At 48.3% G+C, this 12,943-nt stretch carries 13 protein-coding genes; 1 reads left to right on the top strand and 12 read right to left on the bottom strand.

What is annotated here, in order from left to right:
• Positions 1-26: 26 nt before the first annotated feature.
• The 10 genes from G9F50_RS15245 to G9F50_RS15200 form a co-directional block, all read right to left on the bottom strand.
• Positions 27-908: a glycine betaine ABC transporter substrate-binding protein gene (locus G9F50_RS15245; RefSeq protein ID WP_015416757.1), complete on the bottom strand. Its 882-nt coding sequence runs from the start codon at positions 906-908 to the stop codon at positions 27-29.
• The gene (opuAB, locus tag G9F50_RS15240) at positions 908-1,756 is read right to left on the bottom strand and encodes a glycine/proline betaine ABC transporter permease subunit OpuAB (protein WP_003156639.1); all 849 of its coding nucleotides are present in this window, start codon (positions 1,754-1,756) and stop codon (positions 908-910) included. The genes G9F50_RS15245 and opuAB overlap by 1 nt, the downstream gene beginning before the upstream one ends.
• Complete coding sequence (gene opuAA, locus G9F50_RS15235) at positions 1,757-3,013, bottom strand: glycine/proline betaine ABC transporter ATP-binding protein OpuAA (RefSeq protein ID WP_003156640.1); 1,257 nt, start codon at positions 3,011-3,013, stop codon at positions 1,757-1,759.
• 382 nt (positions 3,014-3,395) lie between these two features.
• Positions 3,396-4,598: an MFS transporter gene (locus G9F50_RS15230; RefSeq protein ID WP_060563034.1), complete on the bottom strand. Its 1,203-nt coding sequence runs from the start codon at positions 4,596-4,598 to the stop codon at positions 3,396-3,398.
• 115 nt (positions 4,599-4,713) lie between these two features.
• Positions 4,714-5,802, bottom strand: a complete 1,089-nt coding sequence (locus G9F50_RS15225) for a toxic anion resistance protein (RefSeq protein ID WP_007609246.1) — start codon at positions 5,800-5,802, stop codon at positions 4,714-4,716.
• 6 nt (positions 5,803-5,808) lie between these two features.
• Positions 5,809-7,431, bottom strand: a complete 1,623-nt coding sequence (locus G9F50_RS15220) for a YceG family protein (protein WP_060563033.1) — start codon at positions 7,429-7,431, stop codon at positions 5,809-5,811.
• A 72-nt stretch (positions 7,432-7,503) separates the two neighbouring features.
• Entirely contained in the window at positions 7,504-8,277 is a 774-nt protein-coding gene (locus G9F50_RS15215) for a TerC family protein (protein ID WP_003156644.1), read from the bottom strand.
• A gap of 38 nt (positions 8,278-8,315) precedes the next feature.
• Positions 8,316-8,894: a TerD family protein gene (locus tag G9F50_RS15210; protein WP_003156645.1), complete on the bottom strand. Its 579-nt coding sequence runs from the start codon at positions 8,892-8,894 to the stop codon at positions 8,316-8,318.
• A gap of 32 nt (positions 8,895-8,926) precedes the next feature.
• Positions 8,927-9,508, bottom strand: a complete 582-nt coding sequence (locus G9F50_RS15205) for a TerD family protein (RefSeq protein WP_003156648.1) — start codon at positions 9,506-9,508, stop codon at positions 8,927-8,929.
• A 23-nt stretch (positions 9,509-9,531) separates the two neighbouring features.
• Complete coding sequence (locus G9F50_RS15200) at positions 9,532-10,128, bottom strand: TerD family protein (RefSeq protein ID WP_015239102.1); 597 nt, start codon at positions 10,126-10,128, stop codon at positions 9,532-9,534.
• Positions 10,129-10,403: 275 nt separating this feature from the next.
• Here G9F50_RS15200 and G9F50_RS15195 point away from each other — a divergent pair, with 275 nt between their 5' ends.
• The gene (locus tag G9F50_RS15195; protein WP_060563032.1) at positions 10,404-11,399 is read left to right on the top strand and encodes an LLM class flavin-dependent oxidoreductase; all 996 of its coding nucleotides are present in this window, start codon (positions 10,404-10,406) and stop codon (positions 11,397-11,399) included.
• A 44-nt stretch (positions 11,400-11,443) separates the two neighbouring features.
• On the opposite strand, the gene G9F50_RS15190 is transcribed toward G9F50_RS15195, so the two are convergent.
• Positions 11,444-12,283 (bottom strand): metal ABC transporter permease, encoded by an 840-nt coding sequence (locus G9F50_RS15190; protein ID WP_060563031.1) that lies wholly within the window; start codon positions 12,281-12,283, stop codon positions 11,444-11,446.
• On the bottom strand, positions 12,241-12,936 hold the full coding sequence (locus G9F50_RS15185; protein ID WP_003156655.1) for a metal ABC transporter ATP-binding protein: 696 nt from the start codon (positions 12,934-12,936) through the stop codon (positions 12,241-12,243). Before G9F50_RS15185 ends, G9F50_RS15190 begins: the two co-directional genes overlap by 43 nt.
• Positions 12,937-12,943: the final 7 nt, after the last annotated feature.

The raw sequence follows: 12,943 nt of genomic DNA, 5'->3' as shown, positions 1-12,943 counted from the left end.
GCCCGTTACAGGGCTGCTTTTCTTCATTACTTCTTCAAATCTTCAATTGAATTGACGTTTTTCATATACTGAGGAACGACCAGACCCATCTTGACGCCTGTCAGACTCGTTCCTACATCTTCATATTTGCCTTTATATTTAGACGCATATGCCTTATGGGTATTCGGAAGCCAAGCAGACAATGACGCATCCGCGCTGCCTGTCGCAATCGCAGTCCACATCGGTCCTGCCTCCACTTGCGTCAGCTTCACGTCATAGCCGAGGTCTTGAAATACTTTTCCGACCACGTTCGTACTTGCGATTTCACTGTCCCACGCCACATAAGCCAGGTTGATTTTATCACCTTTTACTTTATGAGCGCCTTTTGTCCATTGAGCTACTTGATCTTTATGTTTTTTCACATATTCAGCAGCGGCTTTGGCCGGCTTTTCGCCTTCCTCAACGGCAATCATGACTTCTCCCATATCGTCCTGCGTCCATTTGAACTGGCTGAGAACTTTGGCCGCGTTAGGCTGTTCCTTACTGAAGCCGGTTCTTGTAATTGTATGAATCTGCTCGGCAGTTCCGTACGTTTTTTTCGGATCATCAAGGAACTTCAGCTTGTATCTGGAGAACATCCAGTGCGGCGTCCAGCCCGTTACGATGATCGGCTTTTTCCGGTCATATGATTTCTTCAATGTCGCGGTCATGGCAGCACTTGACGCCGTGACGACATTCCAGTCTTTCAATCCGTAATCCTTCACGGCCTCATCCGTCAGGGCCATGATCCCCGATCCCGGATCAATACCGATAATGGTTTTGTTCACCTGGTCCGCAGCCGTTGCCTTACCATCAGTCTGCGAACCGCAGGCAGCCAAAGAAAGAGCCAGCGCAGCGGTAACGCCGACACCGATGATTTTCTTAAGCATCAGGCATTCCCCCTGCTCTTCTTCTTCACTTTAATGTTTTGCGTGATACGGTCGAGTGTAATCGCTACGATGACGATCGCGATACCCGCTTCCACTCCGACACCGGTTTTCAACTGTGTCACGGCGCTGTATACTTCAGAACCGAGGCCCGGCGCACCGACCATGGCCGCGATAACGACCATTGATAAAGCAAGCATGATGCTTTGGTTAATACCGGCAAGAATTGTTTTTGTGGCAAGCGGAAGCTGGACCTTGAACAGACGCTGAGACGTCGTTGAACCGAATGCTTCCGTCGCTTCGATCAAATCAGCCGGAACTTGTTTAATACCGAGAACCGTCATGCGGATCGTCGGAGGCATCGCGAAAATAACAGATGCCACGACGCCTGGCACAACCCCGATATTAAAGAAGAAAATTGCAGGCAGCAGATATACGAAAGCCGGCATGGTCTGCATTAAATCCAGAATCGGTGTAACAATGCGGCGGACCGTTTCTTTCTGAGACGCCCATATGCCGATCGGAACTCCGATAATAATGGAAATCAAAACAGATGTGACGACAAGCGCCAACGTTTGCAGCATCGGCGACCAATAGCCCAAATAATCAATAACAAGGAATCCGATTAACGTAAAGAGTGCAATTCCTCTCGTACTGATCCACCAAGCGAGAGCTGCAAAAATAACAGTCAATAAAATAGACGGGATGAAACCCAAACCGCTCACAATCGCGTTTACGAAAGCGGCCAAACCGTTTGAGATTCCGTCAAAGAAACCTCCGAACGTCATGGTAAGCCAGTCAACAAACCGGTCAACGATATCTGCTAACGGAATTCTAGGCAATCTGTCCATTTACTTCACCCCCTGAACAGAAGAATCCTGAGCTTGTTCAGCAGAATCTTCAACATTTATATAATCGTTATTTCCTGAAAGCGCGCCGATTAATGCGCCTTTTACGACAATGCCTTTCATGCGGTCCTTATCGTCCGTGACGGCGATCGGAATATTCGCATCAGACACGACATCGAAAATTTCCGTCAAGTATGTGCTTTCGTGCACAGTCGTAAATTCAGTATTTAAAATATCCTGAAGCGATAAGTCGGATTCCACCGCTTTTTTCGCATCCGCCGCGTGAATGACGCCGAGAAGCTGTTTCTGTTTATCAACGGCGTAAATAGAAGAAATACCGAGATTCTTCATGAGCTGCAGCGCTACACGAGGCCCTTTGTCAATCCGCACGGTTTCAGCGCGCTTCATGATGTGGCCCGCTGTCAGAACTTTGGATAAATCAACGTCCTCAACGAATTTCTCAACGTATTCATTGGACGGGCTCATCAGAATTTCTTCAGGCGTCCCGATCTGAACGATGTTACCGTCTTTCATCAGCACGATTCTGTCGCCGATGCGCAATGCTTCATCAAGATCATGCGTGATGAAGATGATCGTCTTGCCGACAGAGTCATGAAGGTCTAAAAGCTCATCCTGCATGTCTTTGCGGATCAGCGGATCAAGCGCACTGAAAGCTTCATCCATCAGAAGAATGTCAGGATCATTCGTCAATGCGCGGGCAAGTCCGACACGCTGCTGCATTCCTCCGCTGAGCTGATCTGGGAATTGGTGTTCAAAGCCTTCAAGACCGACAAGTTTAAGCGAATCAAGCGCTTTTTGCTCACGCTCTTTTTTGTCGACGCCTTGAAGCTCCAGGCCGTATTCCGTATTTTCAAGAATCGTTCTGTGCGGAAACAGTGCAAATTTTTGAAAGACCATGCTGATTTTTTTCCGGCGCACTTCCCGGAGCTGGTCTTTTGACATATTTGTTATCATGTCACCATCAATATAAATATTCCCGGCAGTCGGTTCAATAAGCCGGTTTAACAGCCGAACTAAAGTTGATTTACCGCTCCCCGATAGACCCATGATGACAAATATCTCCCCATCATATACATCAAAGTTTGCTTGATTGACACCAACGGTTGATCCGGTAGCTTTCAGGATCTCTTTTTTGTTTTTTCCGCTGGACAGCATCTGAATGGCTTTTTTTGTCTGTTTTCCGAAAACCTTAGATACATTTTCGACTTTTATCTTAATTGGTTTCTCATCCAAATTCATATTTTCCCTCCATAATAAGCAATCTTTAATACCGTAACACGTTTGTAATAAGTCAAACAAACATCATAATCCCTTTTTATTTTGTATCATTACTTTAAAAACATCCCTGTGTCTTATTTTCCTCTGGTATGCTTCTAAATACTCTCTAATCCTCCTTATTGAGGATAAATTATAAAGGAAACCGGGCTTTTATCAGGCTTGAGAACGTTTCCATCGAATGTGCTGCAAACTGATTTCCTATCCTTTTTTTACAAAAACAAGAATTTTTTCGCGACATTGTCCTGAAAAAAGAAGTTTTCCCCTCCTAAAAATAAGGAATATTAAGGAAAAATATAGGTCTGTCAACAGACCGCTCACTAAAAAAAACACCCCAAAAGGGTGCTCATTGCGCAAGCTCTGTCTGTTTCGTTTCTTTTCCGAGAATAATAATGGTGATGACGGCAATCAGGATGGCCGCACAAAAGACGGCGAAAATCACTGTAAACGAAACGTTCCGGGCTGCAAGCGATCCGACGAGAAGCGGACCGAAAATGCCGCCGATTCTGCCGACCGCCGCCGTTGTTCCGGAACCGGTCGCACGGATCGCCGCAGGGTACTGCTCCGGTGTATAGGCGTAAAGCACGCCCCATGCACCGAGATTGAAGAAGGACAGCAGCATGCCCGCTGTGAGCAGCATGGCCAATGAATCCGCGGCACCGAAGAAATAAGCGCTGCCCGCCGTTCCGAGCAAATAGATGACTAAGATGGTCTTCCGCCCCGCTTTTTCGATCAGCCACGCCGCAGAGAAATATCCGGGAAGCTGGGCAAGTGTCATCAGAAGGACGTATTCAAAGCTCTCAATCATGCTGTAGCCTTTCATCAGCATCACGCTCGGCAGCCATAAAAACATGCCGTAATAAGAAAAGACGACGCAGAACCAAACAACAGACAGCAGCACCGTCGGCCGGATATACGGTTTCGTCCAGACACTTCCCGCCTGCCCGCGTATGCTTTTTTTCTGCGGCAATGCCTGATGCGCCGGTGATTCCGGAAGGCTTCTCCGCAAGTACAGCGCATAAAACGCGGCCAGCGCCGTTAAGAGCAGCGCGGCCTGCCAGCCGAATGACGGTATGACAAAGTAGGAAATCACCGCCGCAAGAAGCCAGCCCGCGGCCCAAAAGCTCTCAAGCAGCACGATGATCCGTCCCCGCTTTTCGGGAGGGGACGCTTCTGACACGAGCGTTGAGGCGACAGGCAGTTCCCCGCCAAGCCCCATTCCGATCAGAAAACGCAATATGAGAAAAACCGTCAATCCCGTTGCGAAAGCGGATATGCCGCTTCCGACAGAAAAGAATAACAGCGTGATCATAAACACTTTTTTCCGGCCGATTCTGTCGGCCAGCATTCCGAATACAAAGGCGCCCGCTGCCATACCGATGGAATTGACGCTTCCGATCCATTTCATTTGATCGGGTGTTAAATTCCAATCAGTGTGAAGCGCGGCGATAATAAACGATAAAATTCCGACATCCATCGCATCAAACAGCCAGCCCATTCCGGCAATCGCCAGAAGTTTTCGCGGGGTGACGGCAGGTTGTGTGTTCATAAGCAGCACCTCAAATCGAAAATGATTACCGTATAAGTTTACACCTGTCTTTACACATTGTCATTATCTTTTTTCGCAAAAAAATCCCGCTTGCCGTAAGCAAGCGGGGTGTGTGTTAATTCTTTAAGACTGCGTTTTTAATATTATCCTGAAGCTGTTGAATCCGTTTCGCGCCGTCTTCTCTGATACGTCTGTTCTCTTCTTCGATCTGTTTCGTTTCCTGCATACCGCTGACAATCGTATTCCAAGACGTTTCAATCGTCTCAATGTCAATGCTCGGACGGCCTGCCATACGGGCAATTTCCACGCTTTGGTTTGAAATATTTTCAGCGTTTCGCTTCAGCATTTCATTCGTGCGGCGGTCCAGCTCGCTCATTGAATCAGCCACAAGCTTTTGCCGTTTGACTGTGACAGCCTGAATGATGCCGTTTTTGAAAATCGGAATTGTAATGACGAAAGCGGAATTGATTTTCCCGATGAGCTTCGTATTTCCGCGCTGAAGGAGGCGGATCTGCGGCGCCGTTTGCAGCGCTACCATCCGCGCCATATCTAAATCATAGACACGTTCCTCAAGCGCCTGAAGCCCGTCACGCAGCGTATCAAGCTGCATTTGCGCAAGCTGGTTTCCGCCGGCCGCTTTTTCTTCATAAGAAGGAATGAGCGCCTGCATTTCCTCAAGCTTCATCTGCCCGGCAACGACATACTTTTCAAGCTCCATGTAGTAGTTAATGTTGTTTTCATACATCTCTTCTAGCGTATGGTTCGTCTTTGCCATTTCATCTTTGTATTTTGAAATTTCGACGTGGATTTTTTCAATTTCTCCGCCCAGGGTGCGGTACTTTTGAAAAATCTTTTCAATCATGCTGTTGCCGCGTTTGAACATTTTAGCGAGAAATCCTTTTGGTTCATCGAAATCATTTTTGTCAAAACGGTCCATGATTTTTCCGAGCTGCGTCAGCATTGTGCCTGAATCCGTGACACTTGTTGTTTTCATCATATTTAAGATGCGGTCGGAGAACTTCGAGATTTCAACTGCCGGTTCTTTTCCGTACTCAAGCAGCTCCATTTGGTTTTTCACGTCAATCTGCTGTGAAATGCGCTGCACCTCAGGGTCTTGGCGCAGCTGCACCCTGATGTCATCTGCTTTTTGTTCAGAAATCTCTTCATTTTTATCAAGAACAAGCGGATTTTGATTTTCTGTCATGTTTATTTACTCTCCCTGCTTTTGCGTAATGGTTCTAAACAGCTTTCTTACGAGTGACGGCTCCTTATATTCCTGCCGAAATACCATGTCCTCCAGCCAATGGACATCAAATTGGCTTTCTTCTATATAATGCTCAATATCTTGATGCCCCGGCGGATTATACAAGATGATATCGACGCCGAATTTATTTAAAAACAATAGAGCGGCGGCGTCAGAACGTGTAAGTTCGCCATTTTGTTCCGTATGATATAAAACGAGTTTCGGAACGGTTTGGGCGTAATCAAACGTCTGAATCAATTGCAGCAGCGAAGCGGGCAGGTTCGTCGCCTGGCGGAACAAATAGATTGCGGCATCCCTTGCCTGCTCCCCGGGCAAAGCCTTCAGCCCTGGGTTTCTGCACATGTCAGAAATCACATTGGCGATGGCGTTCTGCACGCCTGACGGGAGATGCTTGTACTGCCAGATGTTGCTTCTTTTCAGCCTGTCCGCGTCAATCGCTCCTTCTTCGTTCAAAACCTGACTGTAGTGATACTGGTAGTTGGCTTTCAGCTCTTCCGTAAACGGAAAACTGCGGATCATGTGTGTCTCCTGATAGTCTGCGGCGGTATGGAGTCTATTCCAATATTCTTTCGTATCTTTGGAAACCCCCATCACTTTCGCAAAAAGGTTCGGAACGGCCACCCGCTCCCTGTCCGCTTTAAATTGCGGCCGGATAAACGCCCGCTCCTTCGCAATGAGAAATAACTCATCATACGTCGTTTTTAATGTCACGGACTGCGGGGTATGATCCCTGAACTGCCAAGGCTTATACATCATAGATTCCTCATGGTTCAGCACATGCTCAATTTCTTTCGTTGACCGGTAGGCTGTCGTGGACGTTCTGTCCGGCTTTTCTTTCGGGAATGGCTCAAGGCCGCCTGTTGCGGGGAGCTTTATCACAAAGCTGAGTTCCTCATCCGGATCAATCAAGCTGAACGGATCTTCCGCAGCCGGATGAAACAATAGGACGTCACAGCCGATCAGCATGAGATAATAAAGAAAATAGAGCTGGCTTTTGGTAGCGTCTCCATACCACACCACCTTCGGCATCTCACGCTCTATATCGGCTTGTTCAAGCCATGGATTCAGGTGGTTCAGCGAAAACTTTGACACATCCAAGAGCACACGCCGGAAATCGGGATGATTCAGCCCGTTTTCATGCCGGTCCGCAAAGGTTTCCAAAAGCGTCATAAACGCGGTTCTCAGCCGGCGGTGCATAAGCGGATCAGCGTGTTTGGCAAGCAGCCTGCCCCCATCGAGAAACGCGACAAACCTGGAAACCGAAAGCCCTTTCTCTTTTTGATTGACCGAATGAATGTGCTGGAGCGCCTGAAACGTTTCAGGCGCGATGGTCTTATCCAGCGTCTCGCTTAACACATGGATGTTTTCATGAGAAGACAGCTCGAAAAGCTTATTGTAATACTCCGTTTCATCATAAGGAGTGCCCAAAATCCGGACGGCAAGACGGGTAAACGCCAGCCCGTTTTCCCGATCGTAACCGGGACGTTCCGGCAGCGGCCGCAGCAGAAACGTTTCCCAGTCATCGTTTTCCGGCTCGGCCTTTTGGATCACCAATTCTTCCTGCCTCATCATTTTCCTCCTTTCTCTTCATGATGATCGGTACAAAAAAGGAAGGAAATGAACTCTCCCTCCTTTTTTGTTTTATTCTTCTTTAGATGCAGCCGTTTGCTCCTGAACCTGCTTTTGTTTGTTGAAATAGTGGATAATAAACGTTACCACAAACGCAGCGATGATGATTCCGAAGAACACCACGTGCGGCATTTCATAATCAAAGGCGCTCGCCGCCATTTTCACGGCGATAATCCCGATCAGCACAAAAGCCGTATTTTCAAGCTCAGGGATTTTATCAATTAAAACAAGGAATACTTTTGCGACTGTACGCATCATGAGAATGCCAAGCATACCGCCGATCAAGAGCACCCACACTTTTTCCGATACCGCAAACGCGGCCAAAATGCTGTCAACAGAGAAGGCCAGATCCATTAACTCAACTGAAACGACAGTGGCCCAGAAAATTCCGAACGTACGGACCATCCATGAATTTTTCTTCATGCCTTCCGTATCGTCATCACCTTCTCCGATCCAGAAATGCTTAATGACGAGCCAAGCCAGGTACAGCGCGCCAAGCACTTTAATCCACCAGAACTTAATGAGCAGCATTCCGATCCCGATAAAGATAAAACGGAAAATATATGCCCCGAACAATCCGTATGTTAATGCTTTCTTCCGCTGTTTTTCAGGCAGATGCCTTACCATAACCGCAAGCACTAACGCATTGTCGGCCGACAGCAGCCCTTCCAGCAGAACCAAGGAACCGATCAGCCCCCATGATACAGGGTCAGTCAGCACCTCACCCCACATTTTCCAATCAAAAAAGGAAGCGTAGGTCGACATAATATGATGTAGAAAATCCAAGTTTTTTCCTCCTATTTAGTAAAACGGTAATTTCCTGCTTACACCTGCAAGCCGTAATTCCGGCAAAGTGATGCCAGACCGCCGGAAAACCCGCTGCCGATGGCGTTAAACTTCCACTCAGCCCCATGGCGGTAAAGCTCACAAACGACAACCGCCGTTTCAATCGAGAAGTCTTCCCCTAAATCGAAACGAAGCAGTTCATTCTGGCTGTTTTCATCGACGACGCGCACGAACGCGTTCGAAACTTGTCCGAAATTTTGGCCGCGCGCTTCCGCATCATGAATCGTGACGGTGATGCCGATCTTTTCAATATTTGCGGGTATTTTTGAGAAGTCGACGATAATTTGTTCATCGTCTCCCTCGCCCTCGCCCGTCCGGTTGTCTCCCGTATGGATGACGCCCCCGCTCGGGTGTTCCAGGTTATTGTAGAAAACAAAATCAAGATCATTTACACAGTTGTCATGGGCATCGACAAGAAAAGCCGACGCGTCAAGGTCAAAGTCATGCCCTCCGGAGTACTTGTTCGTATCCCACCCTAAGCCGATCACCGCTTTTGTAAGGCCGGGGTTCGTTTTTGTCAGATCAACACGCTGTCCTTTCGCCAATTGAATAGCCATGTGCCGTCTCTCCCTTCTGTGTTTGATATGGTTCAGCCGATTTGCAGGCCGTAATCTGTCGCAATACGAGCCAGTCCGCCTTGGTAGCCTGAGCCGATCGCGGAAAATTTCCATTCGCCATTATGTCTGTAAAGCTCCCCTGCGATAATGGCTGTTTCAATTGAGAAATCTTCAGCCAGATCATAGCGGATCAGCTCCTCATTTGTCTCTTCATTGACAATGCGCACGAACGCGTTGGAAACTTGTCCGAAGTTTTGGCCGCGCGCTTCCGCTTCATGAATCGTGATGACGAATGAAATTTTGTCAATAGCCGCGGGCACCGCGCTCAGGTTGACTCTTACGCTTTCGTCATCGCCCTCGCCCTGGCCTGTCAGGTTGTCGCCTGAATGTGCGACAGAGCCGTTTCCGCCTTCAAGCTGATTATAGAAAATGAAATCATCGGGCGACGCGCATCTTCCCGCTTCATTTAATAGAAAGACGCTGGAATCTAAATCAAAATCATGTCCACCGTCGTATTTGTTTGTATCCCAGCCAAGGCCGACAACGACTTTAGAAAGACCCGGATTTGTTTTAGTCAAATCTACTTTTTGTCCTTTTGCCAATGAAATTGCCATGTGTGCACTCTCCTTTTTATCGTTTAGGCGTATCGGTTAACGATATCGCCGATTTTTGTATCGTTTGTGCCTTCTCCTACTGCAGCGAATTTCCACTCGCCGTCCTGGCGGTAGATTTCAGCCGCGATCAGGCTCGTTCTGCCTGAATAGTTATCTCTTAAATTGTAAGTCACCAGTTCTTCGCGATTAGCCTGATCAACGACGCGGATGAACGCGTTTTGAATCATGCCGAAGTCCTGTTTTCGTCTGACGCAGTCGTAAATATTGACGACAAACACAAGTTTATTAATCTGAGCGGGCACTTTCGCCAAATCGATGAGAATTTGTTCATCATCGCCGTCGCCTTCACCCGTCAGGTTGTCACCCGTATGTACGACACCGCCGCACCGGCTTTTCAGATTGCCGAAATAGATGACGTTTTTGCTGTCTGTCATTTTATCATTTTCAAGCATCAGTACGGAAGCGTCACAGTCGATATTGGCACCGCCTCCGCCGAACAGCTTTCCGAAAAAGCCCCCGGATGATACAGGGTCCCAGCCGAGTCCGACCAGCAGTTTTGACAGACCGGCTTTTCCTTTTGTTAAATCAATCCGCTGTCCTTTTTGTAAAGAGATCGCCATATGATTCACTCCTATTCTGTAAGGGTGCCGCTAAGCACGCCGCAAGTGCGCATTTTTACTAAATTCCGGGACAAGAATCCCGGTGTTTATTAAGATATACGTCTTTTATTATATCAAAGTTTCATAAAACATAAGAATTTTTGGCGAAAAACGGCGAAAAATTACTTCCTATATTCTCCTTCGTTCCGGAGAGAATAGAGAAAACAAAGAAATTGACGAAGACTGAACATTTTTCCTATCCTTGTATCAATACATGTCAGGAAAGGGGCAGACGAGTGATTGATTTAAGCATACTTGATCAGGCGCCCGTATCCAAAGGAAACGGGCCGCACGAGACGCTCCGCCGTTCAGCGGAGCTCGCCCGCCTCAGTGAAGGATGGGGCTATAAGCGGTACTGGTTTGCCGAGCATCACGGCACAAGAGGGCTCGCAAGCGTTTCGCCGGAAATTATGATCGCTCATACCGCCGCAGCCACAACGTCCATCCGTGTCGGATCAGGCGGCGTGCTGCTGCCGCAGTACAGCCCCTATAAAGTCGCGGAAACTTTCCGTCAGCTTGAGGCGTTGCATCCGAACCGGATTGACCTCGGGGTCGGACGCTCACCGGGCGGCACGACGAAAATCCGGCTCGCCCTCACAGACGGGGTAAAGAAAAGCATGACCGAGTTCAACAGGCAGCTTCAGGATTTATCATCCTTTCTGACAGATTCGGTTCCCTCGGACCATGCTTATGCCGGAATAAAAACAGCGCCCTTGATTGAAACAGCCCCGCAGCTTTGGGTGCTCGGCCTCGGGGAAAACAGCGCCAGACGCGCCGCTCTTCAAGGTGCGGGCTATGTCTTCGGCCATTTCATTAATCCGGAACGCGGGGAAAAAGCTTTTCAGATCTATCGGGACCATTTCCGGGCCTCCGCCCATTTTTCCGCTCCCGCCTCGCTCTGTGCCATTTTCGTCATATGCGCGGCTACGGATGAGAAAGCGGAAGAACTCGCCTTAAGCCAGGATTTATGGCTTCTTCGTGTCGGAAAAGGCGCCGACAGCCGCGTGCCGAGTGTGGAGGAAGCGAAGGCTTATCCGTATTCGCCGGAGGACCGTAAACAGATAGAAGAAAACAGGAAGCGGATGGTGATCGGCTCTCCTGCCGCAGTGAAACGCCGTCTGCTTGAACTTTCCGAGCGGTATCAGACAAAAGAGATGATGGTGCTGTGCAACGTCTTTGATTTCGAAGCAAAAAAAGAGTCATATAAGCGTCTTGCTGATATATTTCTGTAAAAAAAAGCCGTCAAACGGAGCAGCAGATGAGACTGCTGCACCGCTTAACGGCGGTTTTTTCGTTCTTTTCCTTTTTTAAACGCATTCCAAATCCCCTGCAGCGTAAACCCGAGCAGAAGCAGAATGATTAACAGTAAAGTGATTGACGGCCCCGGAGGCGTTCCGAGCTGGTACGAAGACGTCAGCCCCATGAACACACTGAAAAGGGAAATAATAATGGCTGCCGCAAACACCCATTTAAACCCTTTGGCGATACGGATTGCAAAAGCCGCGGGCAGTACGAGGAGCGCGGAAACGAGCAGCACGCCGATAATCGGAATAATGACCGAAATCGACAGCCCCGTCACGATGCTGAATGACATTGACAGGAGGTTTGTGTTAATGCCTGATGTCTTCGCCGTCGCCTCGTCAAAGGTAAGCAGATAGAGCGGTCTGTTTAATATAATGAAATAAAGCAGAATCAGCAGGGTAATGCCTCCGATAATATAGACTTGCTGCTGGCTGACCGTGACAAGCGATCCAAATAAATATTGATCGATGCTCATCGACGCGCCGCCTTTTGACAGGCTGATCAGAAACATCGCAAACGACAGCCCGGCCGCCATTAAGATTGCGATAGATACCTCTGAATATGTACGGTATGCCCGCCGCATGTATTCAATGCCGATCGCTCCGATCGTGACGACAACGATGCTCGCCGCCGTAATATTGGTACTGAGAAAAAAACCGATGGCGACGCCCGACAATGAAATATGAGACAGCGTATCCGCCATCAGCGCCTGTCTTCTCAGCACGAGATATACGCCTAATATCGGCGCCATAATTCCGATCATGCTTCCCGCTAGAAAAGCTCGTCGCATGAATTCCAAGTCAAACATTTCCATCCGCCTTTTTCCCCCCTCTCAAGCCGTATAACTTTATCCAGATACTGCTGTACTTCGTTTTGTTCGTGTGTCACCATGACGACGGTGCGGTTGTGATTTTTCACCTGATGGTGCATAAATTCGTAGAAACCCTGTCTGCTTTCATAATCAACCGCGGTTGTCGGCTCATCAAGCATCAGCAGATCCGGATTGCTCGCAAGCATTCTCGCAATGCAGATTTTCTGCTTCTGTCCGCCGGATAAATCGCCGATTTTCCGGTGGCGGAAATCCCACATTTCCACCATCTTCAGCGCGTTTTCCACCTCGTGGTGATCCGTTTCGTTCAATCGTTTAAACCATTTTCCTTTCGTATAACGGCCTGATTGCACAAGCTCCAGAACCGTGCTTGGGAATCCTGCGTTAAATGAAGAAATCTGTTGCGGAACATAGCCGATTGTCAGGCGTTTTCCGGCTGCGTTTTTTTTACTGATCTCGGCCGTTCCTTCCCAAGGTCTGAGCATGCCGAGCATGACTTTCATCAGCGTCGATTTTGACGCGCCGTTCGGTCCTGTAATGCCGACGAATTCGCCGCTTTTGATTTCCAGCGACACGCCGTCAAGCACGGGTGTATGCGAATAACCAAAAACGATATCCTGTAATGTAACGAGATTCATGCTGACC

Source organism: Bacillus sp. EKM206B (genome assembly GCF_011066015.1).
In the GTDB taxonomy this organism is placed as follows: Bacteria; Bacillota; Bacilli; order Bacillales; family Bacillaceae; genus Bacillus; species Bacillus velezensis.
Note: the sequence above shows the minus strand (reverse complement) of the source record. Positions and strands in the feature narration are given on the sequence as shown.